Below are 22497 nucleotides of genomic sequence, written 5' to 3'. Positions count from 1 at the left end.
CCGGATGATCACCCCGCCGTGGCCGCCGCTTCCCCCTACTTCCCTCAGGCCCCGCCGCGATCCGTTTGTCTCAATGCGAATGGCTCGGCACGTCCGCGCCGCGCATGCCGACCAGGAAGTCGAGGTCGCACCCCTCGTCGGCCTGCAGCACGTGATCGATATACAGCCGCGCGTAGCCGCCCTTGCCAAGCTGCGCGGCCACGCCCGGCGCCGCGGTCGGATCGACGTCCGACAGGCGGCGCTGCAGTTCGTCGTCCGGAATGTCCAGGTGCAGCGAGCCGGCCTCGCAGTCGAGCTCGATCCAGTCGCCGTTACGCACGGCGGCCAGCGGCCCGCCCGCGGCCGCTTCCGGCGCGACGTGCAGCACGACCGTGCCGTACGCGGTGCCGCTCATCCGCGCGTCCGAGATCCGCACCATGTCCTTCACGCCCTGGCGCAGCAGCTTCGGCGGCAGCCCCATGTTGCCGACCTCGGCCATCCCCGGATAACCGCGCGGCCCGCAGTTCTTCAGCACCAGCACCGAACTCGCATCGACGTCGAGCGCTTCGTCGTTGATCGTGGCCTTGTAGTGATCGAGGTTCTCGAACACCACCGCGCGGCCGCGATGCTTCAGCAACTCGGGGCTCGCCGCCGACGGCTTCAGCACCGCGCCGCGAGGCGCGAGATTGCCGCGCAGGATGCAAATCCCGCCGTCGGCGATCAGCGGCCGGTCGAGTGGGCGGATCACCTCGTCGTCGTAGTTCGGCGCTTCGCGCACGTTGTCCCACAGCGACTTGCCGTTCACCGTCAGCGCGTCGGGGTGCGGCAGCAGCCCGCCTTCGCCGAGCCGGCGCAGCACGGCCGGCAGGCCGCCCGCGTAATAGAACTCCTCCATCAGGAAGCGCCCGGACGGCATCAGGTCGACGATCGTCGGCGTGTCGCGGCCGATGCGCATCCAGTCCTCGAGTTCGAGCGGCACGCCGATGCGGCCCGCGATCGCCTTCAGGTGGATCACCGCATTGGTCGAGCCGCCGATCGCCGCGTTCGCGCGGATCGCGTTCTCGAACGCCGCGCGCGTCAGCACCTTCGACAGCACGAGCCCTTCGAGCGCCATCTCGACGATCCGGATGCCGGACATGTGCGCGAGCACGTAGCGGCGCGAATCGACGGCCGGGATCGCCGCATTGTGCGGCAGCGCCACGCCGAGCGCCTCGGCCATGCACGCCATCGTCGACGCGGTGCCCATCGTGTTGCAGGTGCCGGCCGAGCGCGACATGCCGGCTTCGGCCGACAGGAAGTGATGCAGGTCGATCTCGCCCGCCTTCAGCGATTCGTGCAGTTGCCACACGGCGGTACCCGAACCGATGTTCTTGCCCTCGAGCTTGCCGTTCAGCATCGGGCCGCCCGACACGACGATCGCCGGCACGTCGCAGCTCGCCGCGCCCATCAGCAGCGCGGGGGTCGTCTTGTCGCAGCCGGCGAGCAGCACGACCGCGTCGATCGGATTGCCGCGGATCGCTTCCTCGACGTCCATCGACGCCAGGTTGCGCGTGAGCATCGCCGACGGCCGCAGGTTCGATTCACCGTTCGAGAACACCGGGAACTCGACCGGGAACCCGCCCGCCTCGAAGATCCCGCGCTTCACGTGCTCGGCGAGCTTGCGGAAGTGCGCATTGCACGGCGTCAGTTCGGACCACGTGTTGCAGATGCCGATGATCGGCCGACCGTCGAACTCATGATCGGGGATGCCCTGGTTCTTCATCCAGCTTCGGTACATGAAGCCGTTCTTGTCGTTCGTGCCGAACCATTGGGTGGAGCGCAGCCTGGGTTTTGTTGCCGACATCGTCAGTCCTGTGGTGACGGGATACCGGCGCAGTCTAGGCAGAATTTTGATAACTCGCTAATGACGTTTTAGGCGATTACGATATCGATTCCGATATCGATATAAACCCGTACCATGCTCGAAGCCAGCCCATGGGGAAACCGCAGCCGCCTGAAGACGCGCCAGCTCCTGCTGGTCGTCGCGCTCGCCGACGAAGGCAGCATTCACCGCGCGGCGGCCGCGCTGAACATGACGCAGCCGGCCGCGTCGAAGCTGCTGCGCGAGCTCGAGGAATCGATCGGCGCGGTGCTGTTCGAGCGCCTGCCGCGCGGGATGCGGCCGACGCTGTACGGCGACGCGCTGATCCGCCACGCGCGCGCGGCGCTCGGCAGCCTCGACCAGGCGCGCGAGGAGCTGGCCGCGCTGAAGGCCGGCCATCTCGGGCATGTGGCGGTGGGCGCGATCACGTCGCCGGGGTTGCGGCTGGTGCCGCCGGCCGTCGCCGCGGTGAAGGGCACGCATGCGAACGTGCGCGTGTCCGTCGCGATCGACACGAGCAATGTGCTGCTCGAACACCTCGCGCAGGACAAGCTCGACATCGTGCTCGGCCGGCTGTCAGTCGAACACGACAAGCTGCACCTGCGCTATGAGCCGCTGACCGGCGAGCCGGTCGCGGCGGTCGTGCGGCCCGGCCATCCGCTGCTCGCGCAGGCGCCGCTGTCGCTTGCCGACGTGCAGCGTGCCGCGTGGGTCATGCCGCCGGCCGGCAGCGTGCTGCGCCACCGCTTCGAGCTGGTGTTCCAGCGCGCGAGCCTCGCGCCGCCCGCGAACGTCGTCGAGACGGCCGCGCTGCTGTTCATCACGCAGTTGATCGAGCAGAGCGACATGATCGCGGTGCTCGCGGAGGACGTCGCGCTGTACTACGCGCGACATGGCATCGTGTCGGTGCTGCCGCTGGAGATGGATTGCCGGATGGACGATTTCGGGATCATCACGCGCACCGACCGGCTGCATTCGCCGGCCGTCGCGGTGATGGCCGACGCGATCCGCGCGGCCGCGCGGGAGGTTTACGGGATCGCGTTGTAACGCGGGGATCGGGTGCCGCGCGGAGCGCCCGCCCGCTGAAGCGCACGAAAATGGGGCGCCATGCGCGTGTTGCCCGGGGAGGGGAGAAGCTTCAACGTCTTCTCCACGGTGCACGTCACGCCGCCGCGAACTCGATCACCGGTTCGCACCGGATCGGGAAGTTCACGGAGTTCGCGATATAGCACTTCGCATGCGCATCATGATGCAGCCGCTCGGCCAGCTCGCGATCGTCGCCCGCACGGATCATCACGCGCGGGTGCAGCACGATTTCGGTGAAGCGCCCCGGCTCGGACGTGTCGACCATCGTCCCTTCGGCGTCGTCGACATACGCAAGCACGCGGATGCCCGCATCGGAACACAGATGCAGATACCAGAGCTTGTGGCACGCCGATGCCGACGCCAACAGCAGATCCTCCGGATTCCAGCGCGCCGCATCGCCGCGAAACGCCGCGTCCGACGAGCCCGGAATGTCCGGCTTCGAACCCGCGTGGATCACATGATCGCGGCCATATTCGCGATACCCCGACGTGCCGGTTCCGCGGTTGCCGGTCCACTCCACTGCCACGCGGTATTTGTGTTCGCCATGCGCCATCTCGCTCTCCTCTGCCATCGGATGTGATGGCCGCATTGTGTCACCGCGATGCCGTTTGGTATACCATTATTCCAAAATGAGGACTCAAGGCATGGAAGCCAGACTCGATTCCACGGCGGACGCCGTGGCCGCATCGCTGCGGGAAATGATCATCAACGGCGAGTTGCAGGCCGGCGAGCGGCTCGTCGAGCGCGACCTCGCCGAGCACTTCGGGATCAGCCGGATTCCGATGCGTGAGGCGATCCAGCGCCTGGAGCGCGAAGGGCTGCTAGACATTTTCCGCAATCGCGGCGCGGTCGTGCGGATGCTCGGCACGTCCGACGTGCAGGAAATCTACGACATGCGCGTGCTGCTCGAAGGCGACGCCATCTACCGCAGCGTGAAGCGGCTCGACGACGAAACGCTGACGCGCGCCGAACTCGTGCATCGGTTGCTCGGCGAATCGAGCGTGGCGCGCCGCCAAGGCGAGCTGAACCGTGAATTCCACGTGCTGCTGTATTCGTGCTGCGGCAACGCGCGCCAGTTGAAGGCGATCGCGGAATTGCGCAGCCAGGTCGAGCGGTACGAGCGGCTGCAGGCGACGCTGCTCGCGGATACGCCGTCGTTCCAGGTCGAGCACGAAGAAATTCTGCAAGCATGCCGCGAACGCAATGCTCGCGGCGCCCGCGCGATGACCGTCGCGCATCTGGACTCGGCCCGGCGCATCGTGATGCGGCTCGTCGAAGGCGACTGAGGCCGGCCGGCGGCCGAGCGCGGTCTCGCGCGTTTCCGGCCACCATCACGCGGCAAGCCATTCGATCGGCCTCGCCGGCTGGAAACGCTCACTCCCGTGCATATCCAGCGGTCGCAGGCGCAGCGTGCCCCACGACCCGATAGTTCGCCCGGCGGGCCTCCGAACACAACCCGGCAGCTCTTCGTTCTCCCGCTCCCTATCCCCCCATGCAACAAGGTCAACTTACGATTGCAAATACATCTCATTTGCATTAGATTTCGGCCCGCAAATGGACTGTTTGGAACACGGATGCCGGCGCGAGACGGCCCGCGGTGCCCGAACGCGGACCAATCTCTGAGGACGGGGTATGAGCAGGAAGAACTGGGCGGCCGCACCGATGGCCATCGTCGTCGGCACGGCCGGGCTGAGCGCCGCCGACGCGCAGGAGCTGTCGCTGCCCGCGATCGAAGTCTCCGGGCAGCGCACGACGGCGCCGTTTCGCGCGCCCGAATCGACGAGCGCGACGCGCACCGAGACGGACGTGATGGAGATTCCGTTCGCGGTCAGCAGCGTCGACAAGAAACTGATTCAGACGGTGGCCGCCACACGCGGCGAAGACCTGTACGACTGGGTCGCCGGCGTCGCGCGGCAAAACAACTTCGGCGGGCTGTGGGACAACTACGCGGTGCGCGGCTTTGCCGGCGACGGCAACACGTCCGGCACCGACTACCTCGTCAACGGCTTCTCGTGGAATCGCGGCATCAGCGTGCCGCGCGACACCGCCACGCTCGAGCGCATGGAAGTCCTCAAGGGGCCCGCGTCCGCGCTGTACGGCCGCGGCGACCCGGGCGGCCTCATCAGCTACACGACCAAGCAGCCGCAGTTCGCGCGCTCGAACACGATCGGCGTATCGGCCGGCAGCTACGGCGCGCTGCGCGAGACGCTCGATTCGACCGGCCCCGTCACGAAGTCGCTCGCGTACCGCTTCATCGCGATGAACGAGGACAACGGCAGCTTCCGCGATACCGTGTCGAGCACGCGCTACCTGTTCGCGCCGTCGTTCACGTGGGACATCAGCGCGGACACGACGCTCCACTACGAATTCGAGACCGCCCGCCAGCGCGCGCCGCTCGATCGCGGCGTGGTCGCGGTCAATGGGCAACTCGGCGTGGTGCCGGCGTCGAGGTTCATGGGTGAGCCGCGCGACGGCGACTACGACGTGCGCAACTCGGGCCACCAGTTCACGCTCGAACATCGCTTCAATGCCGACTGGTCGGTCAACGCCGGCTTCGCGCAGCGCGACACCGACCTGTCCGGCCGCTCGTCCGAAGCGTTCGCGCTGCAGTCGGACGGGCGTACGCTATGGCGCCGCTACCGGCAGGTCGCGTTTCACTCGAACGAGGTGCAAGGGCGCGTCGAGGTGGCCGGCAAGGCCCGCACGGCCGGCATCGGCCACACGTTCGTGATGGGCGTCGACGCGTATCGCTTCAACTACGACCAGTTCGTCGCGCGCTCGACGCCGACGGCCGCGGCGCCGTATGCGATCGACATCTTCGATCCGGTCTACGGCCAGCCGGCGCCCGTGCCGCGCACCGCGACGAATCTGCTCGAACGCGACGACGGCCAGGGCCTGTATGCGCAGGACACGCTCGCGTTCGGGCCGCACTGGAAAGTGCTCGCCGGGCTGCGCTGGGACCGCTTTCACCAGTCGGTCGACAACCGCCTGAAGGGCGTGACGACGAGCCAGCTGCAAACGGCGCTGAGCCCGCGGCTCGGCATCGTGTACGAGGCCAGCCCCGCGCTGTCGCTCTACGCGAACACCGCGTATTCGTTCCGGCCGAACAACGGCGCCGACGTGAACGGCCGCGCGTTCGATCCGGAGAAGGGGCACGGCTACGAGGCCGGCGTGAAATGGGCCGGCACGCGCTGGCTCGCGACCGTCGCCGCGTTCTACGTGAACAAGCGCAACGTGCTGAGCGCCGATCCGGCGAATGCCGGGTTCTCGCGTGCGGCCGGCGAAGTACGCAGCCGCGGCGTCGAATTCGAATGGAACGGCGAACTCGGCCACGGGGTGCGCGGCATCGTCAACCTCGCGTACGTCGATGCGCAGGTCACGCACGACAGCGTGCTGACGCCGGGCGCACGCCTCGTCGACATTCCGCGCCTGAGCGGGAGCGCGCTGCTGATGTACGAAACCGCACTGCCGCTCGTCGACAAGGCCGGCGCGGGCGCGGGCGTGATCTACGTCGGACGCCGCGCGGGCAACACCGCGAACACGCAGGATGGCTTCGACCTGCCCGCTTATGCGACCGTGCAGCTCAACGGCTACGTGCAGGTCAACAAGCATCTGCGCGCGTCGGTCGTGCTGAACAACCTGTTCAATCGCACGTACTACGTCAGCTCGTACAACAACCTGTGGGTCACGCCGGGCGCGCCGCGCAGCCTGTTCGCGTCGCTCGCGTACTCGTTCTAGAACGGCTGGTCGACGGGCATTGCGCGCCGGACGCAAACCGTGCGTGCGGTCCGCGGAAAGCCACGACGCCGCAGACATCACGGGCATGTCCACCATTGCCGCAAGGTGCGCGTCGGCCCTCGCTACATAGCCGAGCGTCACCCCGACACCGCCCCCGTCGTGCCACGCACCACCAGCCGCGGCAACGACGCCGTGCGCACGCGCGACGCATCGTCGATCCGGCCGCCCGCCTCGCGCAACGCGTTGAGCAGTTCGACCGCGAGCCCGGCGGCCTCGGCGGTCGGGATCGCGACCGTCGTCAACGTGGGACGCGTGTCGCTGGCCAGATGAATATCGGTAATGCCGACGATCGACAGGTCGTCGGGTACGCGCCGGCCGCGATCGGCCGCCGCGTGCAGCGCACCGATCGCGGGCAGGTCGTTGGTCGCGACCAGCGCGGTCAGCCCGGGATGCGCATCGAGCAGCCTGCCCGCCGCGCGCACGCCGCCTTCGATCGAATCGGGCTCGGCCGCGACGATCGATGCGTCGAGCCCCGCTTCGCGCATCACGTCGACGAAGCCGTCATAGCGCGCCGCCTGCACGCCGCTCGCCGAGCCGCCGACGATCACGCCGATCGTCCGGTGCCCGAGTTCGAGCAGATGCCGCGTCGCGATCCGCCCGGCTTCGCGGAAATCCACCGCCACGCACGGCAACCCTTCGGGCGGCGCATCGGGCCGCTCCCACAGACACAGCACGACCGGCACGCCGCGCCGCGCGACGTCCGCCAGATCCGGCAGGTGCAGGTTCGCGTTGGTCACGAGAATGCCTTCGGAAATCGTGCCGGCGATCTGGTCGAGATACGCTCTGCCCTGCAACGGGTCTTCGTTCGTATTGCAGACGATCAGGAACTGCCCGTTGCGGCGCACCGCGCGCTCGACCGCGAGCGCGAACTCCGGATAGAACGGGTTCGCGATGCTCGATACCATCAGCGCGACCGTCGGCGCGCGCCCTTCCGCGAGGGCCCGCGCCGCGAGATGCGGTCGGTACCCGAGCGCCTGCACGGCTTCGAGCACGCGCGCGCGGGTGGCTTCGCCGACCCGGCCGCGGTTGCGCAGCACGTTCGAGACCGTCGCGGCCGTCACGCCGGCGCGGCGGGCCACTTCATCGAGTGTCGCCATGACTTGCCCACTATATGAGACGTTGATCCAGTATTTGCTTCGCTCACCGAAGCGGCGCACTATCGCCGCACACCCTGCCGCCCGACCGACGGGCGCGACTCGGCCGCGATCGCTATCGGCTCTTTTTTTGATCGCGATGATTAAGCGCTTAAGCATTGATGAAAGCGCATTAGAACATGGAGCGGAGACAATGGCGAGCATCTCGATGCGGCGCGTGCAGAAAGCCTATGGTGAGCACGCGCCGGTCATTCGCGACGTTGATCTGGAGATCGGCGCGCACGAGTTCTGCGTGTTCCTCGGGCCGTCCGGCTGCGGCAAGTCGACCCTGCTGCGGATGATCGCGGGCCTCGAGGATCTGAGCGACGGCGAGCTGTCGATCGACGGCCGCCGCGTCGACCACGTGCCGGCCGCCGAGCGCGGCGTCGCGATGGTGTTCCAGAGCTACGCGCTGTTTCCGCACATGACGGTCTACGAGAACATGGCGTTCGGGCTGAAGCTCGCGCGCGTGCCGAAGGCCGAGATCGACCGGAAGGTGCGCGACGCTGCGCGGATCCTGCAGCTCGATACGCTGCTCGAGCGCAAGCCGAAGGCGCTGTCCGGCGGCCAGCGGCAGCGCGTCGCGATCGGCCGCGCGATCGTGCGTGAGCCCGGCGTGTTCCTGTTCGACGAACCGCTGTCGAACCTCGACGCGGCACTGCGCGGCCAGACGCGCATCGAAATCGCGAAGCTGCACCGGCAGTTCGAACGCGCGAGCGTCGTCTACGTGACGCACGACCAGACCGAAGCGATGACGCTCGCCGACAAGATCGTGCTGCTGCACGCCGGCGCCGACACCGCGCAGCATGGCAGCATCGCGCAGATCGGCGCGCCGCTCGACCTCTATCACCATCCCGCCAGCCGCTTCGTCGCCGGCTTCATCGGCTCGCCGCGGATGAACTTCCTGCCGGCCGTCGTCGTCGCCTGCGACGCGCAGCGCACGACCGTCACCGTCGTGCCGTCCGGCGAAACCTTCACGCTGCCGCGCGACGGCGCCGCGCTCGCGCCGGGCGCGACCGTCACGCTCGGCATCCGCCCCGAACACCTGACGCTCGGCGCCGCGCACGACGCGACGACGCTCGCGCGCGACGTCGCGCTCGTCGAACGCCTCGGCGAGCAGACCTACGTGCACCTCGACCAGCCCGGCGGCACGCCGCTGATCGCGAAAGTGCCCGGCGACGCGCCGCTGCGCATCGGCGAGCGCGTGCACGCGCAGGCGCCGGCCGCGGCCTGTCACCTCTTCACCGAAGACGGCCGCGCGGTGCCCGCGCGCGCCGACATTCCCGTCCACCACTACGCATAAGGATCGGCATGCGCCTCGGAGTCTGTTACTACCCGGAACACTGGCCGGAATCGATGTGGGCCGACGACGCCCGCCGGATGAAGGCGCTCGGCATCGCGCAGGTACGAATCGCCGAATTCGCGTGGAGCCGCATCGAGCCGTCGCCGGGCGAATACGACTGGGGCTGGCTCGACCGCGCGGTCGACGTGCTCGGCGCGGCCGGCCTCGAGATCGTGATGTGCACACCGACCGCGACGCCGCCGAAATGGCTCGTCGACCGCCACCCCGACATCCTCGCGATCGGTGCGGACGGCCGGCCGCGCGGGTTCGGTTCGCGCCGCCACTACGACTTCTCGTCGCCGACCTATCTGGAAGCCTCGCGCCGCATCTGCACGGCGGTCGCCGAACGCTACGGCCGCCATCCGGCCGTCCACTACTGGCAGACCGACAACGAGCTCGGTTGCCACCAGACGGTGGTCAGCTATTCGCCCGCCGCGCTCGTGCGCTTTCGCGAATGGCTGAAGGCGCGCTACGGCACGATCGACGCGCTGAACCGCGCGTGGGGCACCGTGTTCTGGAGCATGGAGTACCGGCATTTCGACGAAGTCGACGCGCCGGTCGGCACCGTGACCGAAGCGCATCCGTCGCATCGCCTCGACTACCGGCGCTTCGCGTCCGACGAGGTCGCGCGCTATCACCGGATGCAGGTCGACGTGATCCGCGCGCATTCGCCGGGCCGGCCCGTCGCGCACAACTTCATGCAGCTGTTCACCGAGTTCGATCATTACGAAGTGGCGCGCGACCTCGACATCGCGACGTGGGACAGCTATCCGCTCGGCGCGCTCGAGGAGCAATGGTTCGCGCCCGAGCTGAAGGCGCGCTGGCTGCGCACCGGCCATCCGGATTTCGCGTCGTTCAATCACGATCTCTATCGCGGGATGTCGAAGCTGCCGTTCTGGGTGATGGAGCAGCAACCGGGGCCCGTGAACTGGGCGCAGTGGAACCCCGCGCCGCTGCCGAGCATGGTGCGCCTGTGGAGCTGGGAAGCGTTCGCGCACGGCGCCGGCTGCGTGTCGTACTTCCGCTGGCGGCAGGCGCCGTTCGCGCAGGAGCAGATGCATGCGGGCCTGCACACGCCGGACGACCAGCTCGACGAAGGCGGCCGCGAAGCGCAGCGCGTCGCGCACGAAATCGCGGCCGTGCTCGACGCCGGCGCCGATGCCGACGCGAACGGCGCGGTGCGCGCCCCCGTCGCGCTGGTGTTCGACTATGAAGCGAAGTGGCTGTTCGAAGTGCAGCCGCAAGGCGCCGATTTCCACTACCCGCGCTTCGCGTTCGAGTACTACTCGGCGCTGCGTTCGCTCGGCCTCGACGTCGACGTGATCTCCGCGCATGCGCCGCTCGACGGCTACCGGCTCGTCGTCGTGCCGCCGCTGCCGATCGTGCCGGACGACTTCGCGGCCCGGCTCGCCGCATCGGGCGCGCATGCGGTGTTCGGCCCGCGCACCGGTTCGAAAACCGCCGACCTGCAGATTCCGCCGACGCTGCCGCCCGGCCCGCTCGCATCGATCCTGCCGCTGCGCGTGTGGCGCGTCGAGTCGCTGCGGCCGAACGTGACCGAGCGGGTCGACGGCACGTTGCGCGACGGCTCGGCGTTCACCGGCGACGCACGCCGATGGCGCGACCTCGTCGAGCTGCACGACGACGCACCCAGCGTCGTGCGTGCGCGCTTCGCCGACGGTCATCCGGCCTGCGTGTCGCACGGCGCGCTGCACTACTGGGCCGCGCTGTTCGACGACGCGACCACCGCGCGCCTGTTCGCCGACGTCGCGGCCGAAGCCGGCCTGACACCGTCGCCGCTCGGCGACGGCGTGCGCGTGAGCCGACGCGGCGGCCTGACCTACGTATTCAACTACGGCAGCACGCCGCACACGCTCGATGCGGTGCCGCCGTCCGCGTTCGTGATCGGCGCCGCGCAGGTCGAGCCGCAAGGCGTCGCCGTGTATCGAAGCCGTTCGTAGCAACCGCCCCGGCGCCGCGACGCGCCGGTCACGCACAACGACACACAGGACTGGAGACACACATGACACATCGCCCCCTTCGCGTCGCCGCCCGGCTTGCGACCGCCGCCGCCATCGCGTTCGCTTCGCTCGGCGCCGCGGCGCCGGCCGACGCGGGCACGCTGACGATCAACATCGCGTTCAAGGGCGCCAGCCAGCGCGCGGTCTGGCAGTCGACGATCGAGGCGTTCCACAAGGCCCATCCCGACATCGACGTGAAGCCCACCTTCGTCGACGAGGAAGCGTACAAGGTGCAGCTCCCCGCGTGGCTCACGACCGTTGCGCCCGACGTGGTCAACTGGCACGCGGGCGAGCGCATGGCGTACTACGCGAAGCGCGGGCTGTTCGAGGACCTGAGCGGCGACTGGGCGAAGAACGGCTGGGACGCGATGTACGCGTCGACGCGCAGCGCATCGTCGTACCACGGCAAGCAGTACGCGGCGCCGACCGTCTATTACTCGTGGGGGCTGTTCTACCGCAAGGACCTGTTCCGCAAGGTCGGCATCGCCGACGAGCCGAAGACCTGGGATCAGTTTCTCGATGCGTGCAAGAAGCTGAAGGCGGCCGGCATCACGCCGATCGCGGTCGGCGGCCGCGACGCGTGGACGCTCGCCGGCTGGTTCGACTATCTCGACCTGCGCCTGAACGGCAACGCGTTCCACCAGCAGCTGATGGCCGGCGACGTGCCGTACACCGACCCGCGCGTGAAGAAGGTCTACACGACGTGGAAATCGCTGATCGACTCGGGCTACTTCATCGACAACGCGCTGTCCTACGATCTCGACGGCGCGCAGCCGTTCCTGTTCCAGGGCAAGGCCGCGATGATGCTGATGGGCACCTTCATCGCGGCCGGCTTTCCGCCGAACGTGAAGCAGGAAATGGGCTATTACCGCTTCCCGATCATCGACCCGAAGGTGCCGACCGCCGAGGACGGCCCGGTCGAATCGCTGCACATCCCGACCAAGGCGAAGAACAAGGCCGACGCGCACACGTTCCTCGCGTTCGTCGAAACGCCCGAGATGGGTGCGAAGCTCGCGGAAGGGCTTGGCTCGCTGTCGGCCAACAGCAAGTCGCCGGAGCCGGCCGATCCGATTTCGCGGATCGGCTTCCGGATCCTCGCCGACACCAAGGGCGGCGTCGCGCAGTTCTACGACCGCGACATGACCAAGGAGATGGCCGACGAAGGGATGAAGGGGATGCAGCAGTTCCTCGCGAATCCCGCGCAGCTCGATACCGTGCTCGCGCAACTCGAACAGACCCGCAAGCGGATCTACAAGAAGTAACCGCGTGACCCATGCGGCGGCCGCGTGTGCGTGCCGCCGTGTCCGCCCAGGAGGCTTGCCGTGTCCCGTCCGATCACGTCCACCCCGCCCGCCGGCGCCGGCGCCAACGCCACGCCGCCGCCGCGCGGCGCATCCGCTGCCACCGCGCTGCCCGCGCGCCGTCCGTCGCCCGCCGTGCGGCGGCAACAGCGCGCCGCGTGGCTCTTTCTCGCGCCCGCGTGCGCGATGGTTGCCGTCTATGTGATCTGGCCGATCCTGTCGACGCTGTGGCTGAGCCTCTGCAACTGGGACGGGATGACCGAGCGCACGTTCGTCGGTCTCGCGAACTACGTCGAGCTGCTGCACGCGCCGACCTTCTACACCGCGCTGCGCAACAACGTGATCTGGCTTGCGCTGTTCATGCTCGCGCCGCCGCTCGGCCTCGCGCTCGCGCTGTACCTGAACCAGGCGGTGGCCGGCATCCGGCTCGTGAAGTCGCTGTTCTTCGCGCCGTTCGTGCTGTCCGGCGTGGTCGTCGGCCTGATCTTCTCGTGGTTCTACGATCCGACCTTCGGGCTGCTCGCGCTGATCGCCGGACACGGGATCCCGGTGCTCGGCGATGCGCGCTATGCGACCTTCGGCATCGTGTTCGCCGCGCTGTGGCCGCAGACCGCGTACTGCATGATCCTGTACCTGACCGGCCTCACGTCGGTCAATCCGGAGCAGATCGAAGCGGCGCGGATGGAAGGCGCGCGCGGCTTCGCGCTGCTGTGGCACGTCGTGCTGCCGCAGTTGCGCCCGACCACGTTCATGGCGATCGTCGTCACGGTGATCGGCGCGCTGCGCAGCTTCGACCTGATTTCGGTGATGACGGGCGGCGGCCCGTTCGAGAGCTCGACCGTGCTCGCGTATTACATGTACGACCAGGCGATCAAGTACTACCGGCTTGGCTATTCCGCGTCGATCGCGGTCGTGCTGTTCGTGATCATGCTCGTCTACATCGTGTTCCAGTTGCGCCGCATGCTGCGCAACGAGCAGTGACCTACCGGGAGTTCACTCATCATGTTTCCGACACCCGTTGCCCACTGGAAGCCGGTCTCGCGCCGGCTGTACAAGCTGTCGCTGCCCGTCGCGCTCGTGATCTGGCTGCTGCCGATGATCGCCGTGTTCGTCACGTCGGTGCGCTCGACCGAGGAACTGGTCGAAGGTCACTACTGGGGCTGGCCGCGGCACTTCTCGATGATCAGCAACTATCGCGACGCGCTGACCACGTCGCCGATGCTGCATTACTTCTGGAACAGTGTGCAGATCACGGTGCCGTCGGTGATCGGGTCGATCGCGCTGGCGGCGATGGCGGGCTTTGCGCTCGCCACCTACAAGTTTCGCGGGAGTACCGCGCTGTTCGGGACGTTCGTCGCGGGGAATTTCGTGCCGGTGCAGGTGTTGATGATTCCGGTGCGGGACTTGTCGCTGCGGCTCGGTGTGTTCAATACCGTCGAGGCGCTGATCCTGTTTCATGTCGCGTTTCAGACGGGGTTCTGCACGCTGTTTCTGCGCAACTTCATCAAGCAGTTGCCGTTCGAATTGATCGAGGCCGCGCGGATTGAAGGTGCGGGCGAATGGACGGTGTTCTGGCGGATCGTGTTGCCGCTGATCCGGCCTGCGTTGGCCGCGCTCGCGATTCTCGTGTTCACGTTCGTGTGGAACGACTACTTCTGGGCGCTGTGTCTCACGCAAGGCGATGAGGCCGCGCCGATCACTGCGGGCGTTGCCGCGTTGAAGGGGCAATGGACAACGTCGTGGAACCTCGTGTCGGCCGGGTCGATTCTCGCAGCGTTGCCGTCGGTAGCGATGTTCTTCGCGATGCAGAAGCATTTTGTGGCAGGGCTGACGTTCGGGGCGACGAAAGGTTGACCCGGCACTGATCACTGATCGCGAATTCAGATCTCCTCCTCTTCATCGAGAGGTTGCCCGCTTCGGCGGGCTTTTTTTGGTTCCGCCGGGTTTGACGGCGCGGTGAATAGAGCGGCTATTCTCCGCATAATTTGCGGCGAATATTGAATCGCAGGATCTGGATGGCGCGGGCCACGGGCCCGTCGTCACGCATTGGAATCGACATGCAGCGTCCTCCTTCAACGATCGGCGGCGCGTCACGGTCAACGGCCAGCGCGCGTGTCGCGCAAAGGCGAAACGGGTCGTGTCGGGCCACGCATCGAATAGCTCACATTGCGACATAGTCGACCGCCAGGCCGCACCGCCAGCCCGACATGCTTGATACACGTCATGGCGGCAACGCCCGCTCCGCTCGTCCGGTTCAGGTCCACCCTTCGAGCCGCAACGTCGAGCGCACGAGCCGCTGCTCTTCCTGCTCGATCTCGCGCAGATAGTCGACGCACTGCCGGATATGATCGCTCGCAGCCTTGCGCGCCTGATCAGGGAGCCGCCCTGTCACCGCGTTATAAAGCCGCGCATGCTGCCGATCGATCTGCTTCTTCAACGGCTCGCGGTGATAGAGGTTGTTCACCGACGCGAACACGGAACTGAGCAGCAGGTCGGTCAGCGACTGCAGCGTGTTGACGAGCACCGGATTGTGCGACGCCTCGCAAATCGCGAGATGAAACGCATGATCGAGCTTCGCCCGTGCCGCCGGATCGAGATCCTGCGCATCGGCCGCCGTCATCTCCTCATAGCGACGCTTGATCAGGATGAAATCGGCCGGCGTACCGCGCAGCGCAGCAAGCCGCGCGGCTTCGGTCTCGAGCATCCCGCGTACCTCGAACAGGTCGTACAGCGTGCGCGGCTGCGAGCCGAGCAGATGCATCATCGGTGAGACTTCGCGCTGCGGGGTCAGGCTCGCGACGAACGAACCCTTGCCGTGCGTCGTGTCGATGATCCCGCGCGCACGTAGCAGCTTCATGCCTTCGCGCACGGCCGTGCGCGACACGCCGAGCTTCTCGGTCAGCCGCCGCTCGGACGGCAGCGCCTGTCCGGCCTTCAGCACGCCGTCGACGATCAGTTGCTCGATCCGCTCGGCGACGACGTCGGCGACATTGCGCGCCGGCGCTTGTCGAACTTGCCTTTCCATACTGGTATGACCACTTCGGGAGAATATCGCCTATTTTCTCACAAACCCTTGTATCAATTGGGTTACCTGTCACGTCGAACCCCACCCGCCAGGCCCGTTTAGAAAAACTGGTACGACCACGTTCGCGACGTCTGGACACGCACCGGCCGGCCGCCAAGAATGCCGTTCATCCGGTGCGCCGCGCATCCCGCGGCCGCCTGCATGGTGGAGACGGAGACACACGATGAGTTTCATCTACGACGAACGGATCGACGGCCCGCTGGCGACCGTCGACCGCGACACGCTCGTCGCCGCGCTCGGAGCGGCGGCGCCCGGCCTCGACGTGCTGCACGAGCGCGAGGCGCTGAAGCCGTTCGAATGCGACGGCCTCGCCGCGTACCGCACGGTGCCGCTCGCGGTCGTGCTGCCCGACACGGTCGAGCAGGTGCGCGCGGTGCTGCGCGTCGCGGCCGCGCACGGCGTGCCGGTCGTCGCGCGCGGCGCGGGCACCGGCCTGTCGGGCGGCGCGATGCCGCTCGAAAAAGGCATCCTGCTCGTGATGGCGAAGTTCAACCGGATTCTCGAGATCGACGCCGACGCCGGCATCGCGCGCGTGCAGCCCGGCGTGCGCAACCTCGCGATCTCGCAGGCCGCCGCACCCTACGATCTCTACTACGCGCCGGACCCGTCGTCGCAGATCGCATGCTCGATCGGCGGCAACGTCGCCGAAAACGCGGGCGGCGTGCACTGCCTGAAATACGGGCTGACGGTGCACAACATCCTGAAGGTCGAGATCCTGACGATCGACGGCGACCTGCTGACACTCGGCGCCGACGCGCTCGACGCACCCGGCTTCGACCTGCTCGCGCTGTTCACCGGCTCCGAAGGCATGCTCGGCATCATCACCGAAGTGACGGTGAAGCTGCTGCCGAAACCGCCGAGCGTGAAGGTGCTGATGGCGAGCTTCGACGACGTCGCCGAAGCCGGCGCGGCGGTCGCGCGAATCATCGGCGCGGGCGTGATCCCGGGCGGGCTCGAAATGATGGACAACCTCGCGATCCGCGCGGCCGAGGACTTCATCCACGCAGGCTATCCGGTCGATGCGCAGGCGATCCTGCTGTGCGAACTCGACGGCGCGGCGACCGATGTCGAAGCGGACGCCGAACGCGTCGCCGCGCTGCTGCGCGACGCCGGCGCGTCGGAGATCCGCGTCGCACGCGACGAGGCCGAGCGGCAGCGCTTCTGGGCCGGCCGCAAGAACGCGTTTCCGGCGGTCGGCCGCATGTCGCCCGACTACTACTGCATGGACGGCACGATCCCGCGCCGCGAGCTGCCGCGCGTGCTCGAAGGGATCGCCGCGTTGTCCGCGCAATACGCGCTGCCGGTCGCGAACGTGTTCCATGCGGGCGACGGCAACATGCATCCGCTGATCCTGTTCGATGCGAACCGTCCCGGCGAACTCGACCGCGCGGAAGCGCTCGGCGGCAAGATCCTCGAGCTGTGCGTCGCGGTGGGCGGCAGCATCACCGGCGAACACGGCGTCGGGCGCGAGAAGATCAACCAGATGTGCGTGCAGTTCAACGCCGACGAGATCACGTTCTTCCACGCGGTGAAGGCCGCGTTCGATCCGCGCGGCCTGCTCAATCCCGGCAAGAACATCCCGACGCTGCACCGTTGCGCTGAATTCGGCGCGATGCACGTCCATCACGGCAAGCTGCCGTTCCCCGAACTGGAGCGCTTCTGATGCGACGCGAACGCGAACGCGAACCCGAATCGATCGACGACAGCGCGGCGCTCGTCGCGCAGGTCGACGCCGCGATCCACGCTCGCCAGCCGCTGCTCATCCGCGGCGCGGGCACCAAGTCCTTTCTCGGCCGTGCCGTCGAAGGCCGCACGCTCGACGTGCGCACGCACCGCGGCATCGTCGCGTACGACCCGACCGAACTCGTGATCACCGCGCGCGCGGGCACGCCGCTCGCCGAACTCGAGGCGATGCTCGACGCGGCCGGCCAGATGCTGCCGTGCGAGCCGCCCACGTTCGGCGGCGCGGCCACGGTCGGCGGGATGTTCTCGGCCGCGCTGTCGGGGCCGCGCCGCCCGTGGGCCGGCGCGGTGCGCGATTTCGTGCTCGGCTGCCGCGTGATCACCGGCCACGCGAAGCACCTGCGCTTCGGCGGCGAGGTGATGAAGAACGTCGCGGGCTACGACGTATCGCGGCTGCTCGCGGGCAGCTTCGGCTGCCTCGGCGTCGTGACGGAGGTCTCGCTGAAGGTGCTGCCGAAGCCGCGCGCGAGCCGCGATCTCGCGTTGCCGCTCACGGCAGGCGAAGCCGTGCAGCGCGTCGCCGGATGGCGTCGCGCGGGGCTGCCGCTCGCGGGCGCCTGCCACGCGGACGGCGTGCTGCGCGTGCGGCTCGAAGGCGGCGAGGGCTCGGTGAAGGCCGCGCGCGACACGATCGGCGGCGAGAGCATGGACGATCGCACCGACGGCTTCTGGGCCCGGCTGCGCGACCTGTCGCTGCCGTTCTTCGACGATCCGCGCCCGCTGTGGCGCGTGTCGGTGCCGGCCGCCGCGCCGCTCGATGCGCTGCCCGGCGCGCTGCTGGTCGACTGGGGCGGCGCGCAGCGCTGGCTGAAGAGCGACACCGCGCCGGCCGACGTGCAACGGTTCGCCGCGCAGTGGGGCGGCCACGCGACCTGCTTCACGCCCGGCACGACGCACGAGCCGTTCCAGCCGCTGCCGCCCGCGCTACTGCGCGTGCACCGGCAGTTGAAGGCGCAACTCGATCCGCATGCGATCTTCAATCCCGGCCGCCTGTACGCGGACCTCTGACGCCCACCCGACTGCGAACCGCCGATGCAAACCAATCTCAGCGAAGCAAGCAAGGCCCTCGACCGGGCCGACGAAGCGGAAGCGATCCTGCGCGCCTGCGTGCACTGCGGCTTCTGCAACGCGACCTGCCCGACCTACCAGGTGCTCGGCAACGAGCTCGACGGGCCGCGCGGACGCATCTACCTGATCAAGCAAATGCTCGAAGGCGAGCCGTGCGGCGAGCGCACGCAGCAGCATCTCGACCGCTGCCTGACCTGCCGCAACTGCGAAACGACCTGCCCGTCCGGCGTGCGCTATCACACGCTGCTCGACATCGGCCGCGCGGAAGCCGAGAAGCGTGCGCGGCGTCCGGCGCGCGAGCGCCTGCTGCGCGCCGGCCTGCGTCACGTCGTACCGCGGCCGGCGACGTTCGCCGCGCTGCTGAAGGCCGGCCGCGCGCTGCGCCCGCTGCTGCCCGGCACGCTGCAGGACAAGATCCCGGCCAGCGTGCCGGCGGCCGCGCCGCGCCCGCCGGTGCGCCATGCACGACGCGTGCTGATGCTCGAAGGCTGCGTGCAGCCGTCGCTGTCGCCGAACACCAACGCGGCCGCGGCACGCGTGCTCGACCGGCTCGGCATCAGCGTGACGCCGGCCCGCGAAGCCGGCTGCTGCGGCGCGACCGAATATCACCTGAACGCGCAGGAGGCCGGGCTCGCACGCGCACGCCGCAACATCGATGCGTGGTGGCCGGCGATCGAGGCCGGTGCGGAAGCGATCGTTCTGACGGCGAGCGGCTGCGGCGCGTTCGTGAAGGAATATGGCGACCTGCTGCGGTCCGACCCCGGCTATGTGGACAAGGCGCGGCGCGTCAGCGCACTCGCGCGCGACCTCGCGGAAGTGATCGCGGCCGAGCCGCTCGACGCGCTGGCCGATGGGATGCCGCGCCGCGTCGCGGTGCACTGCCCGTGCACGCTGCAGCATGCGCAGCGGCTCGGCGGCGCGGTGGAAAGCATCCTCAGGCGGCTCGGCTTCGATCTGACGAATGTCGCCGACGGCCACCTGTGCTGCGGGTCGGCCGGCACCTATTCGCTGACGCAGCCCGAACTCGCGACCCAACTGCGCGACAACAAGCTCGACGCGCTCGAAGCCGCGCGGCCGGACCTGATTGTCACGGCCAACATCGGCTGCCAGACTCACCTGAACGGCGCGGGCCGTACGTCCGTGCGCCACTGGATCGAGCTCGTCGACAACCGATTGGTCAACTGACCGCTGATTCCGGAGAACTTCCATGCAAACGAAACCCGAACTCGAACTCGCCGACGTCGAGCGCATGCTCGCCGCCGCCCGCGCGGAAGCGGAGCACCACGGCTGGGCCGTGTCGATCGCCATCGTCGACGACGGCGGCCACCTGCTCGCGTTCGCGCGTCTCGATGGCGCATCGGCGGCCAGCGGCTACATCGCGCAGGACAAGGCGCGCGCGGCGGCGCTCGGCCGTCGCGAGACGAAGGCGTATGAGGATATGATCAACGGTGGCCGCACCGCGTTTCTGAGCGTGCCGCTGACGGGCTTGCTCGAAGGCGGCGTGCCGGTCACGGTGGACGGCCGCATTGCGGGCGCGATCGGTGTGTCTGGCGTAAAGTCCGAACAGGACGCGCAGATCGCTCGCGCCGGCACACAAAGCGTCGCGGCCTGATCCGCGCGCGTTTTTCATTCCCCGGGAGGAATCACGATGATCGACCAAGCAGGACTGCAAGTCGCGCCAGCGCTGAGCCAGTTCATTGAAAACGAAGCACTGCCGGGCACCGGTATCGACAAGGCCGCGTTCTGGAGCGGTTTCTCGGCCCTGGTGCACGACCTCGCGCCGCGCAACCGCGAACTGCTCGCGGAACGCGACCGCCTCCAGCACGAACTCGACACGTGGCATCGCGCGCATCCCGGCCCGGTGCGCGACCATGCCGCGTTTCGCGCGTTCCTCGAACAAATCGGCTATCTCGTGCCGGTCCCGTCGAACGTCGCGGCAGCCACCGCAAACGTCGACAGCGAGATCGCGACGCAGGCCGGCCCGCAGCTCGTCGTGCCGCTGTCGAACGCGCGCTATGCGCTGAACGCCGCGAACGCACGCTGGGGCAGCCTGTACGACGCGCTGTACGGCACCGATGCGCTGCCCGAGGACGGCGGCGCCGAACGCACGTCGGCCTACAACCCGACACGCGGCCAGCGCGTGATCGACTACGCGCGCAACGTGCTCGACAACGCGGCGCCGCTCGCGAGCGGCTCGCACCGCGACGCGCTGCGCTACCGCGTGGAGGACGGCCAGCTCGCCGTCGAGACCGGCAAGGGCGTCGTGCACCTCGCGCAGCCGGCGCAATTCGTCGGCTACCAGGGCGCGGCGGGCGCGCCATCGGCGATCCTGCTGAAAAACAACGGCCTGCACATCGAGATCCAGATCGACGCGTCGACCCCCATCGGTCGCGCCGATCTCGCGAACGTGAAGGACGTCGTGCTCGAAGCCGCGGTCAGCACGATCATCGACTGCGAGGATTCGGTCGCGGCGGTCGACGCCGACGACAAGGTCCAGCTGTACCGCAACTGGCTCGGGCTGATGCAGGGCACGCTGGTCGAGGAAGTCGCGAAGGGCGGCAAAAGCTTCACGCGCCGCCTGAACGCCGATCGCGAGTACACCACGCCCGCCGGCGGCACGCTGTCGCTGCACGGCCGCTCGCTGCTGTTCGTGCGCAACGTCGGCCACCTGATGACCAACGGCGCGGTGCTCGACCGCGACGGCAACGAGATTCCGGAAGGGATTCTCGACGGCGTCGTCACGACGCTGTGCGCGCTGCACGACCTGAAGGCCAAGCGCAATTCGCGCACGGGCTCGATCTACATCGTGAAGCCGAAGATGCACGGCCCCGTCGAAGTCGCGTTCGCCGACACGCTGTTCGCGCGCATCGAGGATCTGTACGGCCTGCCGCGCAACACGCTGAAGATGGGCATCATGGACGAGGAGCGCCGCACCAGCGTGAACCTCGCCGCGTGTATCGCGGCCGCCGCCGCGCGCGTCGCGTTCATCAACACCGGCTTCCTCGATCGCACCGGCGACGAGATGCACACCGCGATGGAAGCGGGCCCGATGATCCGCAAGGGCGAGATGAAGTCGTCGGCGTGGATCACCGCATACGAGCGCAACAACGTGCTCGCGGGCCTGTCGGCCGGCTTGCGCGGCCGCGCGCAGATCGGCAAGGGCATGTGGGCGATGCCGGACCTGATGCACGCGATGCTCGAGCAGAAGATCGCGCACCCGCGCGCCGGCGCGAACACCGCGTGGGTGCCGTCGCCGACCGCCGCGACGCTGCATGCGCTGCACTACCACCTCGTCGATGTACAGGCCGTCCAGCAGGAGCTGGAGAAGACGCCCTACGCGAGCGAACGCGATGCGCTGCTCGAAGGGCTGCTGACCGTGCCGGTCGTCGAGCGCGCCGCCTGGAGCGAAAGCGAGATCCTGAGCGAGGTCGAGAACAACGCGCAGGGCATCCTCGGCTACGTCGTGCGCTGGGTCGAACAGGGCGTCGGCTGCTCGAAGGTGCCCGACATCCACGACGTCGGCCTGATGGAAGACCGCGCGACGCTGCGCATCTCGAGCCAGCACATCGCGAACTGGCTGCGCCACGGCGTGATCACCGAGGCGTTCGTGCTCGACGTGTTCAAGCGGATGGCGCGCGTCGTCGACCAGCAGAACGCGGGCGACCCGAACTACCGCCCGATGGCGCCTAACTACGACCAGTCAACCGCGTTCAAGGCCGCGTGCGCGCTGACGCTGCAGGGCACGTCGCAGCCGAGCGGTTATACCGAGCCGCTGCTGCATCGGTTCCGGCTCGCGTTCAAGGCGCAACAGCACGGCGCCTGAGCGTTCGCATGCGGGCTTTCCCGCATGCGGTTTCACGAAACGGGCGGCCCATCTCGGCCGCCCGTTTTCATATACGGATTCACCCGGACGCTGAAAACGGATAATCGGTGCGTATCGCTCGACTTCGGCGCAAAGCCTTGCGCTGCAACGCTTCCGCGCGCGATCGGCAAGCCTCGGCCGCCGCGATAATTTGATCCGGATCAACGGTCTGCAACATTTTTCGCGCTCGATAATGCGCGCGTTATACTCGGACCATT

17 protein-coding genes and 1 pseudogene are annotated in these 22497 nt (G+C 68.2%); 14 read left to right on the top strand and 4 right to left on the bottom strand.

Going from position 1 to position 22497, the window contains the following annotated elements; genetic code table 11:
• Positions 1 to 70 precede the first annotated feature (70 nt).
• Positions 71 to 1822 (bottom strand): IlvD/Edd family dehydratase, encoded by a 1752-nt coding sequence (locus ACVK00_RS05540; protein ID WP_284901642.1) that lies wholly within the window; start codon positions 1820 to 1822, stop codon positions 71 to 73.
• Between the two features lie 114 nt (positions 1823 to 1936).
• Here ACVK00_RS05540 and ACVK00_RS05535 point away from each other — a divergent pair, with 114 nt between their 5' ends.
• Positions 1937 to 2887, top strand: coding sequence for a LysR family transcriptional regulator (locus ACVK00_RS05535; RefSeq protein WP_105784726.1), 951 nt, complete (start codon positions 1937 to 1939; stop codon positions 2885 to 2887).
• A 115-nt stretch (positions 2888 to 3002) separates the two neighbouring features.
• Here the strand turns inward: ACVK00_RS05535 and ACVK00_RS05530 are convergent, their stop codons facing one another.
• On the bottom strand, positions 3003 to 3479 hold the full coding sequence (locus ACVK00_RS05530) for an OsmC family protein (protein ID WP_284901640.1): 477 nt from the start codon (positions 3477 to 3479) through the stop codon (positions 3003 to 3005).
• A 91-nt stretch (positions 3480 to 3570) separates the two neighbouring features.
• Here ACVK00_RS05530 and ACVK00_RS05525 point away from each other — a divergent pair, with 91 nt between their 5' ends.
• The 3 genes and pseudogenes from ACVK00_RS05525 (at position 3571) to ACVK00_RS05515 (ending at position 6664) form a co-directional block, all read left to right on the top strand.
• On the top strand, positions 3571 to 4212 hold the full coding sequence (locus ACVK00_RS05525) for a GntR family transcriptional regulator (protein WP_284901638.1): 642 nt from the start codon (positions 3571 to 3573) through the stop codon (positions 4210 to 4212).
• A gap of 155 nt (positions 4213 to 4367) precedes the next feature.
• Positions 4368 to 4466: pseudogene (locus ACVK00_RS05520) on the top strand (hypothetical protein); the annotation flags it as partial.
• Between the two features lie 92 nt (positions 4467 to 4558).
• Positions 4559 to 6664 (top strand): TonB-dependent siderophore receptor, encoded by a 2106-nt coding sequence (locus ACVK00_RS05515; protein WP_284901636.1) that lies wholly within the window; start codon positions 4559 to 4561, stop codon positions 6662 to 6664.
• Between the two features lie 137 nt (positions 6665 to 6801).
• On the opposite strand, the gene ACVK00_RS05510 is transcribed toward ACVK00_RS05515, so the two are convergent.
• Positions 6802 to 7821, bottom strand: a complete 1020-nt coding sequence (locus ACVK00_RS05510; RefSeq protein ID WP_284901634.1) for a LacI family DNA-binding transcriptional regulator — start codon at positions 7819 to 7821, stop codon at positions 6802 to 6804.
• Between the two features lie 190 nt (positions 7822 to 8011).
• Here ACVK00_RS05510 and ACVK00_RS05505 point away from each other — a divergent pair, with 190 nt between their 5' ends.
• The 5 genes from ACVK00_RS05505 to ACVK00_RS05485 all read left to right on the top strand — a co-directional run bounded on the left by ACVK00_RS05505 (position 8012) and on the right by ACVK00_RS05485 (position 14375).
• Positions 8012 to 9160, top strand: coding sequence for an ABC transporter ATP-binding protein (locus ACVK00_RS05505; protein WP_284901632.1), 1149 nt, complete (start codon positions 8012 to 8014; stop codon positions 9158 to 9160).
• Positions 9161 to 9168: 8 nt separating this feature from the next.
• Positions 9169 to 11160: a beta-galactosidase gene (locus tag ACVK00_RS05500; RefSeq protein WP_354123223.1), complete on the top strand. Its 1992-nt coding sequence runs from the start codon at positions 9169 to 9171 to the stop codon at positions 11158 to 11160.
• Between the two features lie 62 nt (positions 11161 to 11222).
• A complete protein-coding gene (locus ACVK00_RS05495; protein ID WP_284901628.1) occupies positions 11223 to 12482 on the top strand; it encodes an ABC transporter substrate-binding protein in 1260 nt (419 codons plus the stop codon).
• A 60-nt stretch (positions 12483 to 12542) separates the two neighbouring features.
• Positions 12543 to 13502: a carbohydrate ABC transporter permease gene (locus ACVK00_RS05490; RefSeq protein ID WP_284901626.1), complete on the top strand. Its 960-nt coding sequence runs from the start codon at positions 12543 to 12545 to the stop codon at positions 13500 to 13502.
• A gap of 21 nt (positions 13503 to 13523) precedes the next feature.
• On the top strand, positions 13524 to 14375 hold the full coding sequence (locus ACVK00_RS05485; RefSeq protein ID WP_006753189.1) for a carbohydrate ABC transporter permease: 852 nt from the start codon (positions 13524 to 13526) through the stop codon (positions 14373 to 14375).
• 400 nt (positions 14376 to 14775) lie between these two features.
• On the opposite strand, the gene glcC is transcribed toward ACVK00_RS05485, so the two are convergent.
• The gene (glcC, locus tag ACVK00_RS05480) at positions 14776 to 15546 is read right to left on the bottom strand and encodes a transcriptional regulator GlcC (protein WP_284901624.1); all 771 of its coding nucleotides are present in this window, start codon (positions 15544 to 15546) and stop codon (positions 14776 to 14778) included.
• 223 nt (positions 15547 to 15769) lie between these two features.
• Here glcC and glcD point away from each other — a divergent pair, with 223 nt between their 5' ends.
• From glcD to ACVK00_RS05455, 5 genes are read left to right on the top strand one after another with little or no spacing between them, the layout of a single operon-like run.
• Complete coding sequence (gene glcD / locus ACVK00_RS05475; RefSeq protein ID WP_354123222.1) at positions 15770 to 17269, top strand: glycolate oxidase subunit GlcD; 1500 nt, start codon at positions 15770 to 15772, stop codon at positions 17267 to 17269.
• A complete protein-coding gene (gene glcE, locus ACVK00_RS05470) occupies positions 17269 to 18357 on the top strand; it encodes a glycolate oxidase subunit GlcE (RefSeq protein ID WP_284901620.1) in 1089 nt (362 codons plus the stop codon). The genes glcD and glcE overlap by 1 nt, the downstream gene beginning before the upstream one ends.
• A gap of 24 nt (positions 18358 to 18381) precedes the next feature.
• Complete coding sequence (glcF, locus tag ACVK00_RS05465) at positions 18382 to 19602, top strand: glycolate oxidase subunit GlcF (RefSeq protein ID WP_284901618.1); 1221 nt, start codon at positions 18382 to 18384, stop codon at positions 19600 to 19602.
• A gap of 22 nt (positions 19603 to 19624) precedes the next feature.
• Complete coding sequence (locus ACVK00_RS05460) at positions 19625 to 20029, top strand: GlcG/HbpS family heme-binding protein (protein ID WP_228908666.1); 405 nt, start codon at positions 19625 to 19627, stop codon at positions 20027 to 20029.
• Positions 20030 to 20065: 36 nt separating this feature from the next.
• Positions 20066 to 22240 carry a malate synthase G gene (locus ACVK00_RS05455; RefSeq protein WP_284901616.1) on the top strand — a complete coding sequence of 725 codons (2175 nt, stop codon included), beginning with the start codon at positions 20066 to 20068 and terminating at the stop codon, positions 22238 to 22240.
• The last annotated feature ends 257 nt before the right edge of the window (positions 22241 to 22497 follow it).

It is taken from the genome of Burkholderia sp. PvR073, assembly GCF_054055695.1.
This window is presented reverse-complemented; position numbering and strand designations above follow the sequence as displayed.